The sequence below is a fragment of the Serratia sp. CY27727 genome (assembly GCF_052169275.1).
Taxonomy (GTDB): domain Bacteria; phylum Pseudomonadota; class Gammaproteobacteria; order Enterobacterales; family Enterobacteriaceae; genus Serratia; species Serratia sarumanii.
In genome coordinates this window covers 782,109-801,340 of record NZ_JBJNLB010000002.1, presented here as the reverse complement: position 1 = coordinate 801,340, position 19,232 = coordinate 782,109, and the positions used below count along the sequence as shown (strand labels likewise).

The following is a 19,232-nucleotide window of genomic DNA, read 5'->3' as shown; positions in this document are numbered from 1 at the left end:
AGACAGGGCGCGGCTAGTCTAAAGAAGGCGTCGGCTCGATGCAAGGCGCATCCCCGCTCGCTTTCGCCGCCAACAACGCCTGGTCAAGCGGGGAAAAAGCTGGCTACACTGTGAGTCTGTTTTCTCACGCAGGTGAAAATAACTTATGAGCGATCGTTCCGCGCTGCTCGATGCGGTGCCCCACATTCAGCACGGCTTCGGCAGCAAACTCGCGCTGCTGCCGGGGCATCTGCTGCCCTACAGCGCCACGCTGCCGGAAAAGAAGCAGGTGCACGGCACCCGTATCGTCGAGGTGCTGCAACCGGCGCAGGTGTGCGGTGAAGCCGACGGCTTCTACACCCGCCAGCCCGGCATTCTGCTCGGCGTGCTGACGGCGGACTGTCTGCCGGTGCTGTTCAGCCGCCGCGACGGCGGCGCCATCGCCGCGGTTCATGCCGGCTGGCGCGGGTTGCTGGACGGCATTCTGGAACAGATGGCAGCGCACATTCGCCAGGACGGCGACACCGCCGACTGGGTGGTCTCTATCGGCCCCGCCGCCGGCGCGTGCTGCTACGAAGTCGACGAAGCGCTGGTGGAGAATTTTAAACAGCGCCTGCCGCTGCCCGCCACGCTGATCAGCCCGCATTACCGGCATCTGGATTTGGCTGCGATTGCCGAACACAAGCTGGCGGCGCTGGGCTTCGCCGCCGTTGACCGCGCCGGCAGTTGCACCATCTGCACGCCCGACGTCGACCCGCAGCGGCCGCAGCGCTTCAAGTACACCAGCTATCGCCGCAACAGCCATCGGCGCGCGCAGGATCCGACGCATCCGGGGATCAAAGGCCGCAACCAGTACGCCGGCATCATCATCGCCGCCGGATGACGGAAACGAAAAAGCCCGCGCGGAGGCGGGCTTTTTGTACAGCTGACGCTGATTAGATAGCAGTAACGTTTACTGCAGATGGGCCTTTCTGGCCATCTTGGATTTCGAACTCAACGTTCTGGCCTTCAGCCAGGGTTTTGAAGCCGTTACCCTGGATTGCAGAGAAGTGTACGAACACGTCTTTGCTGCCGTCAGCCGGGGTGATGAAACCGAAACCTTTAGACTCGTTGAACCACTTAACTTGACCTTTGATCTTTGCCATCTTGAGTATTTCCTTTGGATTGTTTAAACCGCCCGAGGGCGTTACATAGACAAACTAGAGTCGTTACTGCTTGAGGCACTAAGATAAGGATCGGCAGAGAAGCGGTATTCAACGCTAACGTCTTTACTCAGAACTTCTTTACTGAAAATGCCACACATATACAGAACTGTACCTCGTTTTACCCAGATGCGTTATCACATACTCTGTATGCGATGGCAAGCCATTTTTAATCACTGAACGACATGTCGCACATATTTGAAACGGTCGAGCGCCGCATTTGCTTAAATAGCCCAAAAGATGTTGAAGCATCGGCTATTTTCTGCTTGCCAAAATCACTGCGCCAGACCCCGCATTCTGATAGCGTTTTAACAAAACTTTCATCGTTTTGACGCCTCTCCTTCTCGGCACTTTCGCTTTTTTGCCGCTTATAGCGTTAAAAAATTTGAATCTTTATGGAATGTCATATGCAACATTTGAATATCGATGAACGGGGGCCAATTTATTCAATGCTGCTCCGACCCTTTAGCGCCGGAAAGCGCAGTCATCGTCGGTTTTCAACCCTGCCGCCACAGGGTGAGAACCCCATCGCGTCGGAAGGCGCAAGTGAAGCGGGTACCGCGAGCAACGGTTGCATAAGCATGCAACCTCCAGACGCCTCTCCCGCTGGCCGGTTGTTTCATCCTAAATAATCCGAAAGCCACGAGTCTGAATAACCGGAATAATCTTATGAATAGCGAAAGTGTGGCATGGAATTAAATCTTGAAGATCGGGTGGTTATTTGAATCACCACCCGTGCTTATCGATTCTGCTAATTACCGCCACGCTTTCAAACCGTTGATCTTATTCTTTCCCCGGTACCGCAGGGCGAAGAGAGAACGCTTGCTGCGAGTCCTGCAACGCGATGCGCTCGCCAATCTTCAACGGGTGGAATTGATGCTGATCCAGCCCCGCCTCGCTCAGCGCCAGGTTCAACTGCTGCGGCGGCTCGTCGAGCGATTCATCCGCCAATTCGAATACCCCCCAATGGATGGGAATGGCGCGCGGCTGATTCAGCTCGCGATATAGCGCCACCGACTGCTGCGGATCCATATGCTGCTCCTGCATGAACCAGCGCGGCGCATAGGCGCCAATCGGCAGCGCCGCCACGTCGAACGGCCCCAGCCGTTGACCGATCTCCGCCAGCCGTTCCGAATAGCCGCTGTCGCCGGAAAAATAAAACCGCAGCGCCGGATGGTGGATCACCCAGCCGCACCACAACGAGCGATTGCGATCCCACAGCGTGCGCATGCTCCAGTGCCGCGCCGGCGTGGCGTAGACCGTCAGTTCGCCCAGCGACAGGCTCTGCCACCAGTCCAGTTCATGCACCTTCAGCCGATAGCGGCGAAACCAGCGCTTCAATCCGAGCGGCACGATAAACTCGGCCTGTGGAAAGCGCCGCACCAGCTGCCGCACCGTGCGCCTGTCGAGATGATCATAATGATTATGGGAGATCAGCACCGCATCCACCGCCGGCAGTTGCCCCACCGTCAGCGGCGTCGGCGTTCTGCGCTTCGGGCCGTAGAAGCTCAGCGGCGATGCGCGTTCGGACAACACCGGGTCGATCAGGATATAGCGCCCGCCCAGCCGCAGCAGCATTGACGCATGCCCAAGCCACCAAATGCTGTCATCGCCGCCGCTGAGATCGGCGGGTTGCCACCAACGCTCGGTAAATTGCGCGTAGCCCTGCTGCGGCGGCCTGGGCACCCCCTGCCGCTTGCGTTCATCCTGCCAACGCTGCAGGTCGCCCTCCTGGCGCTGCGAGGGTTCCGGGTTGCGAAATCCCTCCGGCGTGTGATGCGCCTTGGCCGCGTCGTAATAACGGTTGATTCTCTTCATCCTGCCTTTTCTCCCGACCACTGCGCCCTGCACGGGCATGACTTTCAGTGTAACAAACCCGATGAAGCTCGCACTTTGTCAGCCGTGCGCTGCATCTCGGGACCTTTTGCCGTATGCTGTTGTCTCACTCCGGTGAGACAGCCAGGGCCGCCAAGAGCTCGTTAAGACTCTCTTAAGATCTTTGTGATTGACTTGTAGGGCATACAGAAAAGGAGAAGTTATGAGTCGTTCTACATCCCGCAAATCAGGCATCGGCCTGGGGCGCCGTATTCGCAGCGCGCTGCTGGCGCAGAAGCAATACTGGAAAATGTATTTCGCCATGAAGCTGCGCCGTCTGCGCGTACCTGCCCCGCTGGTGGTGCTGGGCGGTTCGCTGCTCGGATTCTTCATGCTGACCCTGCTGATGCTCAGCGTGGTCGCCATCGACGTGATCAGCACCCTGCTGCTGCTGTGTCGGAAACTGCTGGGGCGGGGGCATAGTGAGGGGCGCGCCTTTATGCCGCGCGGCTAACGAGAAAAGAAGCGGAGGCGCGCAATACGCCTCCGCAGCATACCGATTAACGCTTGGTGCCTTTACGGCGCGTCAGCATAAACCCGCACCACAGCACCGCAATCCACACCGGCATCAGTAACACCGAAATGCGGATCCCTTCGCTGAAATACATAATCACCAGAATCAGGCTGAGGAACGCCAGGCACAGGTAGTTGCCGAACGGGTACCACAGCGCCTTAAAGCTGGGAATGACGCCCTGGCGGTTCTTGGCGGCGCGGAATTTCAGGTGCGCCAGGCAGATCATCACCCAGTTGATCACCAACGTTGAAACCACCAGCGCCATCAGCAGCTCAAACGCCTTGCCGGGCATCAGGTAGTTAATCAGCACGCCAATCGAGGTAATCAACGCCGATAGCGCAATGGACAGCACCGGCACGCCGCGCTTGTTAACCCGCGTCAGCGCCTGCGGCGCATTGCCCTGGCTGGCCAGCCCGAACAACATGCGGCTGTTGGCATAAACGCCGCTGTTGTAGACCGACAGCGCGGCGGTCAGCACCACCACGTTGAGCACGGTCGCCACCAGATTGCTGTTCAACGCATGGAAAATCAGCACGAACGGGCTGCCGCCTTCCACCACTTGCCCCCACGGATAGAGCGACAGCAGCACGGTCAGCGAGCCGATATAGAAGATCAGAATGCGGTACACCACCTGATTGGTGGCTTTGGGAATGCTGCGGCGCGGATCGGCGGCTTCCGCCGCGGTGATGCCGACCATTTCCAGGCCGCCGAACGAGAACATGATCACCGCCATCGCCATCACCAGCCCGGAGAAGCCGTGCGGCATAAAGCCGCCCTGCTGCCACAGGTTGGTGATGCTGGCCTGCGGGCCGCCGTTGCCGCTGACCAACAGCCAGGCGCCGAACACGATCATGCCGACAATCGCCACCACTTTGATGATGGCGAACCAGAATTCGGTTTCGCCGTACAGGCGCACGTTCACCAGGTTAATCAGGTTGATCAGCACGAAAAACAGCGCGGCGGAGGCCCAGGTGGGGATCTCCGGCCACCAGTACTGAATGTAGATGCCGACAGCGGTCAGTTCCGCCATGCCGACCAGAATGAACATCGCCCAATAGTTCCAGCCGGAAAGAAAGCCGGCGAAGTCGCCCCAATATTTATAGGCAAAGTGGCTGAACGATCCGGCGACCGGCTCCTCCACCACCATTTCGCCCAGCTGGCGCATGATTAAAAACGCGATAAAACCACCGATGGCGTAACCCAACAGCACGGCGGGGCCGGCCATTTTAATGGTTTGCGCAATGCCGAGAAATAAACCGGTACCGATGGCGCCCCCGAGGGCAATAAGCTGTATATGTCTGTTTTTTAAGCCGCGTTTTAGCGGAGTATCCTGATGCTGACCGCCCATCTTATCCTCATATGGCGTACACCCTTGCCGCTATCGGCCAAGATTTCACCAATCAATAAATGTATCTGCGGGCGGCTTTTTAACACTTAACCCCGTGAGCATCAAGGAGAAGCGCCCCGAGACGGCAGGCCGGAGCGCGATTTTTTAACCGTGAGAAAGCATGCAACGGTGGCGTTCAGCCAGGCATACCGCACAGTTTGGTCAGGTTGCGCGCGCCGATCATCAGCGTGGCGACATAGGATTGGCTACGCGTGACCACTTCCACCGCCACGCGATCGTTTTGATATTTTATCAGGTAGGTCGAGGGCCAGCCCTGACGGCGCTGGCCGAAGCTTTCGGCATGACGATCGATCGCCGCATGGGCAATCACCAGATGAGACAAGTTTTTATCACCTTTGATAATGCGCTTCATAAACAGCCTCCGCCAACGACAGCTCTGTTATTAGAAAAAGGAGAAACTCTTACCAATCACCGGTATTGTTCGACTCAGTTAGCCTGTCGGCTCATCAGGAAGCAGATCATCGCCGCGCGCAGCGGGCTGGCGCTGTCCGCCTGCCATTCACCGCCCTGGGTGCTCATGCGCGCCTGCCATTGCGGGCTGTCGCTTTGGTTATCGGGGTTCAGACTGATTTTGTTGGCGCAAATGATCGGCCAGGCATCGGAGGGATTCTTGCAGTAATCTTTACCTTTCACACCACCGTAGGGATACCACTTGTCCGGGTTCTCTCCGGTCAGCAGCGCGATGCTGCGGTTCACTTCGGCATCGCTTTCTTCGTACCATTTAATCATCGGCTTCATCCATCTTTCGTAAGGTTCGCGCTACATTACGATGTCTGTACGACAGTTTTATGACAGCGCCGCCGGTTTTCACATTATCTCTACTAATGCTTTGCCCCCTTTATCTTTCCTGAGCGCCTGCGTACACTTTTCTCTCTGTTCTGCGCCCAGGAAACGCATGCATGTTGACCGGCCTCAACCATCTGACGCTTGCCGTCAGCGATCTCGATCGCAGCTTCGATTTTTATCGTCATCTGTTGGGTTTTACCCCGCACGCCCGCTGGCAAGGCGGCGCCTATCTTTCATTGGGGTCATTGTGGCTATGCCTGTCGCTGGATGAAAGGCGCACGCAACAACACGAGCGCGATTACACCCATTACGCCTTCAGCGTAGCGCCGGAACATATTGAACAGGCCAGCCAGCGGTTGCGCCAGGCCGGCGTCGAAGAGTGGAAAAGCAATCGCAGCGAAGGCGAATCGCTTTATTTTCTCGATCCTGATGGGCATCAATTGGAGATCCATGCCGGCGATTTGGCCAGCCGCCTGGCGGCATGCCGGGAAAAACCTTATCAGGGCATGGTGTTTTACTGAGGCGCCCCGGCGGCAGCGCCAGCCGGAGCATCATGCTCAACGTTCGGGGATAAAACCTTTGAAATCCAGCGCGGGGCTGAGATCGTCGTCGTCAGCAGCAGCGCCGTCAGTGCCAGCGCGGTGCGCCATACGCTTCAACAGCGCCGTTTGCTGACGTTGTTGCTCGGCAATCTCTTGCAGCAGGCGAATCTGCTCGTTGGCGCGCACGCTGGCGCGGTTCACCAGGAACCAAACCCACAGCCCGGCCAGCAACGCCACGGCGGCGAGGGCCAGCGACAACAGGCCGTTCTGGCCAAAACCTAAATCGTACATGAAAAACCCTATCTACTGCGACATTCAGGCCGCCATCTTAACACTCGCGGCGGCCGTGCGAACATCCCTGCCGAAAATTGCTTACCAGGGCACGAAGCGGGTCACCGAACAGATGCCCAACGCAAAATTTCCACCATCGTCGCAATAGCTGTCCAGCGCCAGCAGGTAGAAAAACAGGCAGGCAGCGACGGCCGTCATTATCACGAGGATTTTTTTTCGCAACAAATTTAGCAGCCTCATTGTTATCTGGGTAATCTATCGCGCATGTTATCACAGCGAAGTTAAACGAAGTTTAACTTTTCGTTTAGATTTCTGGCTATCGCCCGGTTTTCAGACTGTTACCCTTGCCCTCGCATGCGCGCCGTGGCTAGATGCTCCCTCAGGGACAACGAGGAAATGCGATGAGTAAATTGATTAAGTGGGTACTGGTGTTGGCGGTCATTTACGGCGGCTTTTTGATCTCGGGTTACGGCGTGCTGATCGGCAGCAACAAAAACGTTGGCGGGTTGGGATTGCAGTGCAAATACCTGACGGCGCGTAACGTGGCGATCGCCCAGTACGTGAATGGCGACAACGGTTTCATCGGCGTAGCCGACTGCCCGCTGTTCAAGAAAATCGAAACGGTGGTGGATTAACCGCCACCGCCCGACGCCGTCGCTCTGCGGCGGCCCCGCCTCAGTTGCGGGTAAACTTCATCTCGATCAGCGCAATCGCCTTGTCAATCGCTCGGCGGGTCACCGGATCGGCGCCAGCAGGGTGCGTGGAGAAATCGATGCTTTTGAGCTGACCCGCCATCTTGTCGCGCACTTCGGTCGGCGCAATCACGTCGATAACGTCCAGAATCTGTTTGATGACCAGTTGGCAAGCGACCAGATCGGAAGCCAATTCCTGCTCGTTGCTCAGCATGTCAGACATAATAACTTTCCTTCTTGATTCAAACGCCGCACAGAATAGCATGGCGTCCGCGCCATTGCCCGCTCTCCCCGTCTTTTTCCCCCTTCTGCGCACCGCCGGGCAAAAGCCCGCGGCGGATTAGCCTATACTTGCAGCATGACGGTGGCAAAAACCACCCCCAAGCCACAACCAACAGGAGAAAGTTATGGCGAATCACAATGTGAAATCCTGGGCGACAGTGCGTGAAACTTCGGTGGAGATCGCCGAAGCCATTTTTGAACTGGCAGGGAACGACGAAGTGTTGGCGCAGAAAATCTGGGAAGAAGGCAGCGACGAAGCGCTGGAGAAAGCCTTTGCCAAAACCACCGCCGACCAGCTTTATTGGGGAGAGGAAACCGTCGAGCGGAAAAACGTTTGAGCGCCTGCGCAACAAAAAGCCCGGGTTTCTGACCCAGGCTTTCCCGATTGGCGTTCGCCCCGCTCAGCGGCGTGCAATATCTCTTGCTCTCACGGTTCTTCACCTCCCACACCTTCCGCGTTTTTCATGCTCATCACCGGCATCGCCATAAAAGCGCCGACGCCCACGATTACAACCAGAGTAATAATCACTGTCATTAACATGCGATCACCCCATCAACGTTGAGTTGTTACGGCTGACTCTGTTTTGGCGGTTACTTGCTGCGGCCTTCTTTGCGTCCCCCACCGAGGCGGTGACCGTCTCAGATTAGCCGTTTTTCCTTTCGGCTGACAAGCGGCGGTTACGCGGTTTTTCCGAATAATTGCCGCCCGACACCGGCGGCGTTTTTGTCCACGGCGGCAAGTTGTGTATACTTCACCGCTATGTAGGTCTCACACTGACGCACTGATGATACAAGAACACCACCTCTCATTGGTCTGCGCCCTCAGCAAATGGGTCGAAACTCACCTCGGACGAGTGATCCATCTCGAAGAGCTGGCCGAGTACTCCGGCTACTCGCTGTGGCACATGCAGAAGCTGTTCAAAGAAGCGACGGGAATTTCGCTCGGCAAATACATTCGCGAACGCCGTCTGGCCGGCGCGGTCTACCAACTGCGCAGCAGTGAAGCGTCGATCTTCGATATTGCCCTGGACTTTGGCTTCGGTTCACAGTCTCACTTCACGTACATGTTCAGAAAGCGTTTTAATATCACGCCCTATGATTTCCGCCAGGATTTGAGCGTCGATCTGCATATCGATCCGCCGCTGCACGTCATTCACCAAAAATCCGCCTGAAGCCCGCCGCAAACCGGCGGGTTAACGCGCCGCCCATGCAGCCAGTATCGCGATCGCGGCCGGCAGCGCCTGCACCCACAGAATTTTGCGGCTGGCGGTCAGCCCGCCGAACACGCCGGCCGCCAACACGCACCCGAGAAAGAACAGCTGCAGCGCCATATCCCCACGCCAGTAGCTCCATGCCAACCCCACCGCCAGAAAGCCGTTGTACAACCCCTGATTGGCGGCCAGCACCCGGGTGGCGGCGGCGAACTCCGCCGTCGTGCCGAATGCGCGCCTGCCGAGTGGCGTACGCCACAGGAACATTTCCAGCACCAGGATATAAAGATGGAGCGCTGCGATGAGCAGCAGCAAAATATCGGCAAAGAGCTTCATGAGGATCCCGGTCGTTTATTGAAGATGTCATCAATTATAAACTCCGCCTCTCATCTTCCCATCGGCGGAGATAAAAAAACCCGCCGAGGCGGGTTTATGCAGGAGTCATTTTTTGAGGTTAGTTTAATACGGCGACCAACAATGCCGCGACAGAGGCCCAAAACAGCGCCGTGGCAACCACGACATGGGACAGTCTTGCACGATAGAGTACCTGGCTCATAATGACCTCACTGACATCTGACTAACGGGAGACAACCTTACTTCCTGAGGATTATCCTAAACTTCTTCTCGCTGTCATTATATGCGCCAGATCACTTTTCCGCCGATAAACCTTATATTGTCGTAAAGCTGGAGCCGCGATCACATTAATTTCGCCTTATTAGAGCGAAATAAGCCGAATAATCGCGGCGATTATATCCTAACGCTATCAAACATCGCTCCAGGGCAGGCGTGGCGCGGTCATGCGCTCACCAGAATAACCGCTAACCGCCGGGAAGCGCGGCGCCCCTTGTTCCCAATCATGCTGAGCCCGAGTAATTTCAGCCTTGCTATGGCCAACGAAATTCCACCAGATAAGGACCTCTTCGTTTAATGGCGCCCCACCGATTAATAATCCCCGGCTGCCCTTTTGCGCATTTAACCCAATAGAGTTATTCTTCATGCCCAAATAGGCGAACTCATCAGGTGAAAAAGTTTCACCATTAAGTTCAAATGCACCAATAAGGGGCAAAAAGCCGATTTCATAATCATCGCGCAGCGGCAATTCGATCCTCGCCGCTTCCTGCCATTCCAGATCAATGGCGATTAATGGCGAAAGCGTAAACACCGGTGAACGATAAGCGCCAAATTCCCCAACCAGCAAACGGTGATTCACGCCGTTATTCTGCCATTGCGGCAAGTCAGGATAATGATCGAAGCGTGGCGCCATGTCGGCATGTTCGGCCGGCAGCGCGATCCATAATTGTGCGGCATGCAATCGCCGTTGCTCACCCACCGACTGTTCGGTATGCACAATGCCGCGCCCTGCGGTCATCAGATTAACCTGGCCCGGGCGAATCACCTGCTCGCTGCCAAGGCTGTCTCGGTGCAGCACCTCCCCCTCTATCATCCAGGTGAACGTTTGCAGCCCGATGTGCGGATGCGGCCCCACATCCATGCCGGGCGAGGTGCCGTTGAATACCGTCGGCCCGGCGTGATCGAGAAAACACCAGGCGCCGACGGTGCGCCGCTCCCGGGTTGGTAACGCACGGTTGATCGGGATGCCCCCCACTTCTGCGTTACGCACGGCAATACGTTGTATCTGGCGCACGCCGTCAACGACAGGGCATTCGCGTGCAGGTGAAGAGAGCGTAGGACGTGACTGACTCATCGCAAAGACCTCCTGAATGGCGCCGATTCGCCAAGGGTAACCGCCCAAGCTTAACACAGGACAGCTTCCCCACAGAGCGGCGACGCTCAGGCGCAGTTGCGCGGTCAGGACGCTTTGATATAGCAGCTCATGATGTCTATATCGTCCTGCGCGTGCCTGAGATCGGAAAAATAGGTCACGCCAAAGAGAATTGATACCACCAGCAGCACGGACACCAACAGGCCGATAATCGCCAGCAGTTTGGTCTCATCATGGAGATTAGGCTCCATTTTATCTCCCCTAGTTAATCGCGTCAGGTCACCCACAGCGTGACCGCCAGCGTAAAGATAATCAGTGAGCAGGACGCCACCGCCAACACGACGATCGCAAATTGCGCATCACCCAAGGTTTCTCGATAGTTTTTATCCGTTGAGGCGTTACGCTGTTGTTTCACTAAATCGGTTTCACTCGTTCAACTGCTGCATTGCTGTTTGACGGGGCAAAACATCCCCTCAGAATAAGGCGCCAACGTTGCCGCCTTGGTCGTTCCGGCTCAACCGGGGGATGACGCTATCAATTTTCCCCATCAGGGTCAACACCGCGCCTGCCGGCAAGCGAGCGGGTACACAGGGGAAATGTAACCGGCATCAAGATCGCAGGGAAATAAGAGACGCCTATTGCAGAGGACAAAAAAAAGCCCGGTACGCAACCGGGCTATGGCAGACCGACGCGTTATTGCGGGATACGCAACACCTGCCCAGGATAAATCTTGTCCGGGCTCGACAGCATCGGCTTGTTGGCTTCGAAAATCTTGTTGTACTGATTGGCGTTGCCGTACATCTCTTTAGAGATGGCGCTCAGCGTATCGCCCTTCTTCACGGTATAGAAGCGGCTCTCGGCGTCGGGTTGCGTCACCGCCACCTTATCCTCCACGCCGCTGATGCCCGCCACGTTGCCGACAGCCACCAGGATCTTCTCTTTTAACTCCTGGCTGACGGCGTCGCCGGTCACTACGGCTTTACCATCGATCACTTGCACATTGACTTTGTCGGTGCCCGGCAAGCCGCTCTTATCGAGATGCTCCTTGAGTTTGGCGCCTTGATCTTCGGCGGAGGCATTGCCGGTGACTGTGTCCCACAGTTTTTCGCCCGCTTCTTTGACGAAGTTAAACAAGCCCATATTCACTCCTTTTGATGGTTTCACTAATGCGTTTAAGTAAGGCTAGTTAAGCTTAGCATCGACAAAAGGATATGCCATCCGCTCACGGCGTCAGAAACGGTTAGAGTATTCCGAAAGTGCAGTCAACGGCGTTTCGATGGCGATTAATCGCGCAATGATGCTGAAAAATCGCGCTTTTTTACCTACACTGTTGCAGACAGAGCAACTCGACGAAGGAGGCGTGCAACGATGTACGCATTGGTGATGTTTGTCTGTTATCTGGATGGTGGCTGCAGTGAAATGGTGGTCGATATATTGCGCGACGAGCCGCAATGCCTGGTCGCGATGAAGGAACAGAACTTGCGACACGCCGGCTGTTATCCCATGGAAGAGTTTATCGACGGCTTCTGGTTGCCAGCCAGCGAATATTCGGATTTTTAACGCCCTCCCCGCGCGACGCTGAGGAATTTCTGATTTCATCGGAAACTGCGTCTTCCTCCGAGGCATAAGGCCGCTGTTTTGCTAAATTGCGGCTCCCGAAGAAGAAAGAGACAGAGAAAGGTCATGCCAGCATCGGCTCACTCCAACGAGCAATATGAAACTCTGCTGCACGACGTCAGCCTGGCGTTAGGCGACGCAGTGTTGCAGTTAATCCAAAACCATAAAAAGGTCTCCGGCAGCAATATTCTTTCACAGCTGGTGAACGAAATAGAGCGTGAGCAGGATCAGCAACGTTTCGCCGCGCTGCGTTCCGCCATTGAGCTGGTCGGGCTGGCGCCCAAAGGCTGAGATCCCGATAAAACGAAGGCCGGGCTTGCGCCCCACCTGAGGTGAATGACAAGCCTGATGACATTGCCAGGTTTACCGAAAACAGCATTTAAAATAAGGGAAATCAATTCATTGATTTTCGGTTGCTCACCACAAAGAAGGAAAAACCACGCTTTTTCCGCCTTTGTCAACGAGCTAAGGCGGGGCTTGCGCCCCGCCTGATTACCAATCCCGACACAGGATGAAGGTAAGGGAATTGCAGATTAGAAGCGATACGTCAGGCTGACGGCAACAATATCATCGTTGGCCAATTTCAGTTTGTTATCGTCGCTCAGCTGGTTGATTTGGTAATCAACGTAGGTGTACATATTTTTGTTGAAGTAGTAAGTCGCCCCCACTTCCACGTATTTCACCAGGTCGGCATCACCGATCCCTTCGATATCCTTGCCTTTGGACTGCACGTAAGCCACGGAAGGACGCAGACCGTTCTCGAATTGATACTGGGCCACAACTTCGAAGTTTTGCGTTTTATTGGCGAAACCGGAAGTGCCGTTGACGCTGATCGGCGTCATGTTGCGGGTTTCGGCATACATCGCAGCCAGGTAAACCTGGTTGGCATCGTATTTCACCGCGGTGGTCCATGCGGTGGCGCTGTCACCTTTACCGTACTGCAGGGCTTTCTGAGCGCTGGTGCGGTTGGAGTCGGAGAACGCCGCCGCTACGCCGATGCCGGAACCGCCGATGTCCTGATAGTCCAGAGACAGGCCGTAACCGTCGCCGTTTTGCTTGGTCACGCTGCGGCCGTCGCCATCGTTTTTACCCTGGTACTGCACCGCCAGATTCAGGCCGTCCACCAAACCGAAGAAATCACGGTTGCGGTAGGTGGCCAAACCGTTGGAACGGGCGGTCATAAAGTTATCGGTATAGCTGTAGGAGTCGCCGCCGAACTCCGGCAGCATGTCGGTGTAAGCCTCGGCGTCATAGACCACACCGTAGTTGCGGCCGTAGTCGAAAGAACCGTAGTTGCCGAATTTCAGCCCCGCGAAGCCCAGACGCGTTTTGGTGCCGGTAGTGCCCTGCGCTTCGTCATGATTGGCCTGGACGTTGTATTCCCACTGGCCGTACCCGGTCAACTGATCATTGATTTGCGTTTCGCCTTTGAAGCCCAGGCGAACATAGGTCATATCACCGTCGCTGGATTTACTGTCGCTGAAATAATGCTTGGCGTTAACACGGCCGTACAGGTCGAGTTTATTGCCATCCTTATTGTAGATTTCAGCCGCGTTGGCGAAGGAGGTGATCGCCCCGAGGGCGACAGCTAAGGCTAATACACTGCGTTTCATCATTATTTTCCTAGATATTATAATTAGAACCCTGCCCGTCACGCCCATTTATAATTTGGGCTGTGATTTTATCTTTTGGTATTTTATGAGCACCCCTAATACGGGGGTGATGTGACATTAGCATCATGAATCAAAACTTAAAATCAAAAAGTTCATGAAACAACGAGGAGAAAGCATGTTTATTTGTAACCAAATATTACAAACCAAGCACCGCACAACTCATTGAATATATGAATATTTTGCCACATAAGTTATAACCAAAATGGTGCAACGCACCGATATGGTGCATTTAGGTTTCGTTTTGCGTGCTTTCTGCGCGATTCAAAAGTAACAATAAAATTAGCATGGTTATTAAAAACGTTACTTATTTCACATTTTTGTCTTAACATATTCACCAGGCAATTAAGACTTTCAGCTAATCATCTGACACCGCCTTTTATTCATTCACATAAGGGAATCTCTTCAGAACGAATAAAATTCGCCTCACGGCAATTAAAATAGCGAGAAATAGCAGACTAAAATAATGAAGGGAATAACGGCGGCGCGCTGAGGGCGCCGCCGTGGATAAATCAATACAGCGTAGAACGGGAAACTTCGCTCAACAACATACCGGCACGCAGGCCCAACGCCACACCGGGGTTAGGGAACAGTATCCACGCCCCCTCCTGGCCCACGCGATACTCCTCCTGCGGCTGCTCGCACAGCAACATCCCCGGTTTCAGCTCGGTGAAGTTGGCCGTGTCATCGTCCAGGTGCAGCTTGAAATCTTCGCTGTGCTTGATCAACGAGTGCATCACACGGAAAACCCGAATCTCGGCGCACGCACGCACCGGCGGCGGCCCTTCGCTGACCGCCGCCCGCAGCGCGCGATCGATGGCGGCGAATTGCTGCAGATCGTTACTGCCGAACGGCCGCGCCTTGCCCAACTCGAGCGTACAGCTCGCCGCATTGAGATGTTCGCTGGAGTAGTGGCTAAAGGTACCGCCCGGCGCGCTGTGCACCACCAGCGCATCCAGATCGGCGGCATCCAGCAGCTGCAACATCGGCTCGCTGTACGGGCGTTTCTGGAAGGGCAGAATGCCGAAGCGCGGCAAACGCGATTCACGGATGGCGGTGTGCAAATCGTAGTGGAAACGCGCCGCCTGCTCGCCATCGAAAAAGGCGGCGAGCGCACGCTCCAACTGCTGCGCGCGCACGGTTTCGCCGCTGGCGGCGAAGTTGCGGTAGCGGCCGCCGAACATGCGGTTCATATCGCTGTGCAGATAACGCTTGCCGGCCCGCATCGCCGCCGGGTTACCCAGCACCACCAACAGCCGCACCTTCAGCTGCAACCGGCCGGCCAGCAGATCGCCGACCAGCTGATTGAGCAGTTCAATCGGCGCGGTTTCGTTGCCGTGCACGCCCGCCGACATCACCATCGCCTGGCGGTAAGGCTGCCGCGGCGTGAGCTCCAGCACCCCTTCCCCCTGCCAGCGCCAGCGCAGCTGTGGTGTTTCACCCTGCCATTCGACGGGTTCGTTCCCTTCCAGCGTCAGGGGCAGTAGATCGATCATGCCGCCTCCGTTAGCGTTGGAATGGATAGATGGAACCGAGGCCGAGGATCGACGTCAGCGCATCCAGCGCCTCGCGCCCTTCGCGCAGCAGCAGCGGATCGGCCAGGTCATCCTGCGTCAGGCGATCGCGGTAATGACGATCCACCCATTCGTTCAGCGTCGCAAACAGCCGCTCGTTCATCATCACGCGCGGATTGACCGCTCTCAACTCTTGTTCGTTGAGCGCCACCCGCAGCCGCAGGCAGGCCGGGCCGCCGCCGTTGCGCATGCTTTCGCGCAGGTCGAACACGCGGATTTCATCGATCGGGCCGCCGCTGCCGACCATGTCGTTCAGATAACGCCACACGCCGGCGTGCTGACGCGACTCTTCCGGCACCACGATCATCATCCTGCCGTTCGGTTTGGTAAGAATTTGGCTGTTGAACAGGTAGGTCGCCACCGCGTCCGCCACCGAAACGCGCTCGGTCGGCACCTCGATCGCCACCAGCTCGCTGTCCAGCGACGCCATCTTGCGGCGCACTTCATCCAGCGCCTGCTGCTGGCGGTGAAACGCCTGCTGGTGGTGGAACAGTACATTTTGGTTGCTGACCGCAATCACGTCGTTATGGAACACGCCCTGATCGATCACCGCCGGGTTTTGCTGCACAAAGACCGTATGCTGCTCGTCCAACTGGTGCAGGCGAGCGATCGCCTCGCCGGCTTCGCGCGTCTGGCGTGCCGGATAACGCGCCGGCGCCGTTTCGCCGCCGAACTCCTGCCGACCGTAGACGAACACCTGCACGCTGCGCTTGGCGTAGTCGCCGCCCAAACGGTTGTGGTTGGCGGCCCCTTCGTCGCCGAACAACGCCACCTGCGGCAGCGCCTCATGGTGGGCGAAATGCCGATCGTCGCTGAACATCGCCCGCAATACGGCGGTGGTGGTTTCCGCTTCGATGGCGCGGTGGAATTTGTTGTTCAGGTTGGCGGCGGTGAAATGCACCTTGCCGTCGGCGCTGTCCGCCGAAGGCGACACCGTGGCCGCATTGGCGGTCCACATGCACGACGCCGAGCTGAGCGCCGACAGCAGGCGCGGCGACTGACGCATCGCCTGCGCCAGCACCGCCTCATCGCTGCCGCTGAAACCCAGGCGCCGCAGCATCGGCACATGCGGCCGCTCCTGGGGCGGCAATACCCCTTGCTGGAAACCGAGATCGGCCAGCGCCTTCATTTTCAGCAAACCTTGTTTCGCCGCCAGCTTCGGGTTAGATACGCTGTTTTGGTGCTGCGTCGAGGCCTCATTGCCGAACGACAGCCCGGCATAGTGGTGCGTCGGCCCCACCAAACCGTCGAAATTGACTTCATATCCTAACATGGCTATCCCCTGGGGATGGCCTGCGGCGGCGCCATCGCGCCGCCGCAGGCGATTAACGGAACGACAAGCCCGGCGAGAGCGTAGCCGGCAGCGACAGGCTTTCGCTTTCCAGCGAAGCCATCGGCCAGGCGCAATAGTCCGCCGCATAGAAGGCGCTTGGGCGATGGTTGCCGGAGGCCCCCACGCCACCGAACGGCGCCGCACTGGACGCCCCGGTCAGCGGCTTGTTCCAGTTGACGATGCCGGCGCGCGCTTCCAGCAGCAAGCGCTCGAACAACTCGCGCTGCGGCGATACCAGCCCCACCGACAGGCCGTAGCGCGTCCGGTTGACCAGCTGTAGCGCTTCGTCGAAATCGCGGTAACGCACGATGGTGGTCAACGGCCCGAAATACTCTTCGTCCGGTACGCCGGCCACGCCGGTCAGATCGACGATGCCCGGGCTGAGCAGCGAACTGCCCGGTTCCAGCAGGCGCATGCTCAGCAGCGATTTGCCACCCAGCGCCAGCAAGCGCTGCTGCGCGTTCAGCATGTTTTCCGCCGCGGCTGCCGACACCACCCCGCCCATGAACGGCTGCGGTTCGGCATCCCAGCGGCCGACGCGCAGTTCGCCCGCCACCTGGACCAAACGTTCGATAAAGGCGTCGCCTTCCGCCCCCTGCTTCACCAGAATACGGCGTGAACAGGTGCAGCGTTGGCCGGCGGAGATAAACGCCGATTGGATAGCCAGGTTGACCGCCGCATCGCGATCGTCAAAACCGTCGACGATCAGCGCGTTGTTGCCGCCCATCTCCAACGCCAGGATCTTCTCCGGCTGCCCCGCCAATTGGCGATGCAGGTGATAGCCGGTGCCGGCGCTGCCGGTGAACAGCAGGCCGTCGATATCCGCACTGGCCGCCAGCGCTTCGCCGGTCTCGCGGCCGCCTTGCACCAGGTTGATCACCCCGTCCGGCAGGCCGGCCTGCAGCCACAGCTTCAGGGTCTCCTCGGCGGTCAGCGGCGTCAGCTCGCTCGGTTTGAATACCACGCAGTTGCCGGCCAACAGCGCCGGCACGATATGGCCGTTCGGCAGATGGCCGGGGAAGTTGTAAGGCCCGAACACCGCCAGCACGCCGTGCGGACGATGGCGCAGCACCGAAGCGCCGTCGGCCATCGCCGTCTGGCTAAAGCCGGTGCGCGTCTGATAGGCCTGCAGCGAAATGCCCACCTTGCCGATCATCGCCTGAATTTCGGTCAGCGTTTCCCAGCGCGGTTTGCCGGTCTCGCGGCTGATGGTTTCCGCCAGCGACTGCTTGTGTTCTTCCAGCAAGGCGGCGAAGCGTTTTACCAGCTGTTCGCGCTGCTCGAACGGCGTGCGCGCCCAGGCCGGGAACGCGGCGCGCGCGGCTTCGCAGGCGGCGGCGACGTCGTCGGTATCGGCGGCGTTGGCGCGCCACAGCGGCTGGTTGCCGACCGGATCGGCCTTGCCGAACTCGGCACCGCGGCCCTGCCGCCAGACGCCGTTAATCAACAGTGCAGGATGAGACATCATGCTTTCTCCTGTGCAATAAGGGGGAGCACCCGCACCGGGCTGCCCTGTTCGACGCCCAGCGCCGCGGCGGTGGCGGCGTTGATATGCAGGCGGTCGTCATACAGATCGGCATTGACCAACAGTGCGCGGTAGTGCTGATAGTTGTCGTTGGCCACCAGATGCACCGGCGCATCGGCGCGCATCGGCGTGTCATCCAGCACCACTTTCACCAGGCGGCTCTGCTTCACCGCGCGGATGTGGTCGATCTCGGCTTCCAGCGTCGGGCCGCCGTCGAAGATATCGACGTAGCCCTGATAGCTCAGGCCTTCCGCCTCCAGCAATCGGCGCGCCGGCAGGGTTTGCGGATGCACTTCGCCGATCACTTTCTGCGCGTCTTCGGCCAGGAAATCGACATACAACGGGTGTTTCGGCATCAGTTCGGCGATAAACGCCTTTTGCCCGGTGCCGCTCAGGTAGTCCGCCTTGGCGAACTCGATGGAGAAGAAATGGCGCCCGACGCTCTCCCAGAACGGCGATCGGCCGTTTTCATCGGAGAAACCGCGCATCTCGGCGATCAGGCGCCGGGAGAAACGTTCGCGGAACGCGGCAATAAACAGGAAACGCACCTTCGACAGCAGCTTGCCGTTCTCGCCGTGACGATAATCCGGATCGAGGAACAGCGTGCACAGCTCCGAATGGCCGGTATGATCGTTGCTGAGGAACAGCGTCGGCACCGATTTATAGACGTTCAGCTGTTTGGAAGCGTGCACCTGCGTGCCGACGCGGAAGCTGTACCAGGGTTCCGCCAGGCCGACGGCCACTTCGATCGCGCAGACCCCGACCACCTGACGGCGCTCGCTGTCTTCCAACACGAATAGATAACACTGGTCACTTTGCGGAAGTTCGCCTTGCCAGGTTTTTAACGCCCGCTCAATGCGTGCCGACAGGGTATCTTCATTTTGCGGCAGTGAAGTGAGACCGATGCCGGACTTACCGGCCAGCGTCAATAAATCCGCCAGATCGCGACGCTCTATAGGGCGAATAATCATCATAATGCGAACCTCTTCTGAATCAGGCTGCGCCGGT

At 57.5% G+C, this 19,232-nt stretch carries 27 protein-coding genes; 8 read left to right on the top strand and 19 right to left on the bottom strand.

Annotated features, from left to right (window positions below):
* The first annotated feature begins 145 nt into the window (after positions 1-145).
* Positions 146-862, top strand: coding sequence for a polyphenol oxidase family protein (locus tag ACJ8HB_RS08745; protein ID WP_047571583.1), 717 nt, complete (start codon positions 146-148; stop codon positions 860-862).
* A 52-nt stretch (positions 863-914) separates the two neighbouring features.
* Here the strand turns inward: ACJ8HB_RS08745 and cspE are convergent, their stop codons facing one another.
* From cspE to ACJ8HB_RS08730, 3 genes are all read right to left on the bottom strand, one after another.
* The gene (gene cspE / locus ACJ8HB_RS08740) at positions 915-1,124 is read right to left on the bottom strand and encodes a transcription antiterminator/RNA stability regulator CspE (RefSeq protein WP_002221949.1); all 210 of its coding nucleotides are present in this window, start codon (positions 1,122-1,124) and stop codon (positions 915-917) included.
* Between the two features lie 41 nt (positions 1,125-1,165).
* A complete protein-coding gene (locus tag ACJ8HB_RS08735) occupies positions 1,166-1,282 on the bottom strand; it encodes a DUF2627 domain-containing protein (protein ID WP_002211058.1) in 117 nt (38 codons plus the stop codon).
* Between the two features lie 682 nt (positions 1,283-1,964).
* Positions 1,965-2,999 carry an MBL fold metallo-hydrolase gene (locus ACJ8HB_RS08730; RefSeq protein ID WP_094859901.1) on the bottom strand — a complete coding sequence of 345 codons (1,035 nt, stop codon included), beginning with the start codon at positions 2,997-2,999 and terminating at the stop codon, positions 1,965-1,967.
* A gap of 220 nt (positions 3,000-3,219) precedes the next feature.
* On the opposite strand from ACJ8HB_RS08730, the gene ACJ8HB_RS08725 reads away from it, so the two are divergent.
* Entirely contained in the window at positions 3,220-3,510 is a 291-nt protein-coding gene (locus ACJ8HB_RS08725; RefSeq protein WP_033647690.1) for a hypothetical protein, read from the top strand.
* 46 nt (positions 3,511-3,556) lie between these two features.
* On the opposite strand, the gene ACJ8HB_RS08720 is transcribed toward ACJ8HB_RS08725, so the two are convergent.
* The 3 genes from ACJ8HB_RS08720 to ACJ8HB_RS08710 form a co-directional block, all read right to left on the bottom strand.
* On the bottom strand, positions 3,557-4,918 hold the full coding sequence (locus ACJ8HB_RS08720) for an amino acid permease (protein ID WP_060421412.1): 1,362 nt from the start codon (positions 4,916-4,918) through the stop codon (positions 3,557-3,559).
* Positions 4,919-5,093: 175 nt separating this feature from the next.
* Positions 5,094-5,330, bottom strand: coding sequence for a DUF4060 family protein (locus ACJ8HB_RS08715; protein WP_004927680.1), 237 nt, complete (start codon positions 5,328-5,330; stop codon positions 5,094-5,096).
* A gap of 74 nt (positions 5,331-5,404) precedes the next feature.
* On the bottom strand, positions 5,405-5,707 hold the full coding sequence (locus tag ACJ8HB_RS08710; RefSeq protein WP_004927682.1) for a phage protein NinX family protein: 303 nt from the start codon (positions 5,705-5,707) through the stop codon (positions 5,405-5,407).
* A 170-nt stretch (positions 5,708-5,877) separates the two neighbouring features.
* On the opposite strand from ACJ8HB_RS08710, the gene fos reads away from it, so the two are divergent.
* Positions 5,878-6,285 carry a fosfomycin resistance glutathione transferase gene (gene fos / locus ACJ8HB_RS08705; protein ID WP_033634897.1) on the top strand — a complete coding sequence of 136 codons (408 nt, stop codon included), beginning with the start codon at positions 5,878-5,880 and terminating at the stop codon, positions 6,283-6,285.
* A 36-nt stretch (positions 6,286-6,321) separates the two neighbouring features.
* Here the strand turns inward: fos and ACJ8HB_RS08700 are convergent, their stop codons facing one another.
* Positions 6,322-6,597 (bottom strand): YebO family protein, encoded by a 276-nt coding sequence (locus ACJ8HB_RS08700; RefSeq protein ID WP_033647694.1) that lies wholly within the window; start codon positions 6,595-6,597, stop codon positions 6,322-6,324.
* Positions 6,598-6,678: 81 nt separating this feature from the next.
* Positions 6,679-6,837 (bottom strand): PhoP/PhoQ regulator MgrB, encoded by a 159-nt coding sequence (locus ACJ8HB_RS08695; RefSeq protein WP_004927688.1) that lies wholly within the window; start codon positions 6,835-6,837, stop codon positions 6,679-6,681.
* Positions 6,838-6,998: 161 nt separating this feature from the next.
* On the opposite strand from ACJ8HB_RS08695, the gene ACJ8HB_RS08690 reads away from it, so the two are divergent.
* Positions 6,999-7,232, top strand: coding sequence for a YobH family protein (locus ACJ8HB_RS08690; protein ID WP_004927690.1), 234 nt, complete (start codon positions 6,999-7,001; stop codon positions 7,230-7,232).
* Between the two features lie 40 nt (positions 7,233-7,272).
* On the opposite strand, the gene ACJ8HB_RS08685 is transcribed toward ACJ8HB_RS08690, so the two are convergent.
* Positions 7,273-7,512: a DUF2766 family protein gene (locus ACJ8HB_RS08685; protein WP_004927692.1), complete on the bottom strand. Its 240-nt coding sequence runs from the start codon at positions 7,510-7,512 to the stop codon at positions 7,273-7,275.
* A gap of 184 nt (positions 7,513-7,696) precedes the next feature.
* On the opposite strand from ACJ8HB_RS08685, the gene ACJ8HB_RS08680 reads away from it, so the two are divergent.
* Positions 7,697-7,909, top strand: coding sequence for a YccJ family protein (locus tag ACJ8HB_RS08680; protein ID WP_004927694.1), 213 nt, complete (start codon positions 7,697-7,699; stop codon positions 7,907-7,909).
* A gap of 447 nt (positions 7,910-8,356) precedes the next feature.
* On the top strand, positions 8,357-8,743 hold the full coding sequence (locus ACJ8HB_RS08675; RefSeq protein ID WP_004927697.1) for a helix-turn-helix domain-containing protein: 387 nt from the start codon (positions 8,357-8,359) through the stop codon (positions 8,741-8,743).
* Between the two features lie 21 nt (positions 8,744-8,764).
* Here ACJ8HB_RS08675 and ACJ8HB_RS08670 read toward each other — a convergent pair whose 3' ends face one another.
* From ACJ8HB_RS08670 to lysM, 5 genes are all read right to left on the bottom strand, one after another.
* Positions 8,765-9,118: a DUF1304 domain-containing protein gene (locus ACJ8HB_RS08670; protein WP_033654431.1), complete on the bottom strand. Its 354-nt coding sequence runs from the start codon at positions 9,116-9,118 to the stop codon at positions 8,765-8,767.
* A 427-nt stretch (positions 9,119-9,545) separates the two neighbouring features.
* Complete coding sequence (locus tag ACJ8HB_RS08665; RefSeq protein ID WP_033654432.1) at positions 9,546-10,487, bottom strand: pirin family protein; 942 nt, start codon at positions 10,485-10,487, stop codon at positions 9,546-9,548.
* A 104-nt stretch (positions 10,488-10,591) separates the two neighbouring features.
* Positions 10,592-10,756: a hypothetical protein gene (locus ACJ8HB_RS08660; protein ID WP_162846224.1), complete on the bottom strand. Its 165-nt coding sequence runs from the start codon at positions 10,754-10,756 to the stop codon at positions 10,592-10,594.
* Between the two features lie 23 nt (positions 10,757-10,779).
* Positions 10,780-10,920, bottom strand: a complete 141-nt coding sequence (locus ACJ8HB_RS08655) for a hypothetical protein (RefSeq protein ID WP_162846225.1) — start codon at positions 10,918-10,920, stop codon at positions 10,780-10,782.
* Positions 10,921-11,198: 278 nt separating this feature from the next.
* The gene (gene lysM / locus ACJ8HB_RS08650) at positions 11,199-11,645 is read right to left on the bottom strand and encodes a peptidoglycan-binding protein LysM (protein ID WP_033634902.1); all 447 of its coding nucleotides are present in this window, start codon (positions 11,643-11,645) and stop codon (positions 11,199-11,201) included.
* Positions 11,646-11,873: 228 nt separating this feature from the next.
* Here lysM and ACJ8HB_RS08645 point away from each other — a divergent pair, with 228 nt between their 5' ends.
* Complete coding sequence (locus ACJ8HB_RS08645) at positions 11,874-12,065, top strand: YebW family protein (protein WP_004934567.1); 192 nt, start codon at positions 11,874-11,876, stop codon at positions 12,063-12,065.
* 123 nt (positions 12,066-12,188) lie between these two features.
* A complete protein-coding gene (locus ACJ8HB_RS08640) occupies positions 12,189-12,413 on the top strand; it encodes a biofilm development regulator YmgB/AriR family protein (RefSeq protein WP_033654433.1) in 225 nt (74 codons plus the stop codon).
* A 242-nt stretch (positions 12,414-12,655) separates the two neighbouring features.
* On the opposite strand, the gene ompC is transcribed toward ACJ8HB_RS08640, so the two are convergent.
* The 5 genes from ompC to astA all read right to left on the bottom strand — a co-directional run bounded on the left by ompC (position 12,656) and on the right by astA (position 19,198).
* On the bottom strand, positions 12,656-13,738 hold the full coding sequence (gene ompC, locus ACJ8HB_RS08635; protein WP_047571579.1) for a porin OmpC: 1,083 nt from the start codon (positions 13,736-13,738) through the stop codon (positions 12,656-12,658).
* A gap of 566 nt (positions 13,739-14,304) precedes the next feature.
* The gene (astE, locus tag ACJ8HB_RS08630; protein ID WP_094859902.1) at positions 14,305-15,288 is read right to left on the bottom strand and encodes a succinylglutamate desuccinylase; all 984 of its coding nucleotides are present in this window, start codon (positions 15,286-15,288) and stop codon (positions 14,305-14,307) included.
* Between the two features lie 10 nt (positions 15,289-15,298).
* Positions 15,299-16,639: an N-succinylarginine dihydrolase gene (gene astB / locus ACJ8HB_RS08625; RefSeq protein WP_094859903.1), complete on the bottom strand. Its 1,341-nt coding sequence runs from the start codon at positions 16,637-16,639 to the stop codon at positions 15,299-15,301.
* Between the two features lie 52 nt (positions 16,640-16,691).
* The gene (astD, locus tag ACJ8HB_RS08620) at positions 16,692-18,164 is read right to left on the bottom strand and encodes a succinylglutamate-semialdehyde dehydrogenase (protein ID WP_094859966.1); all 1,473 of its coding nucleotides are present in this window, start codon (positions 18,162-18,164) and stop codon (positions 16,692-16,694) included.
* Complete coding sequence (gene astA / locus ACJ8HB_RS08615) at positions 18,164-19,198, bottom strand: arginine N-succinyltransferase (protein WP_033647701.1); 1,035 nt, start codon at positions 19,196-19,198, stop codon at positions 18,164-18,166. Before astA ends, astD begins: the two co-directional genes overlap by 1 nt.
* Between the last annotated feature and the right edge of the window lie 34 nt (positions 19,199-19,232).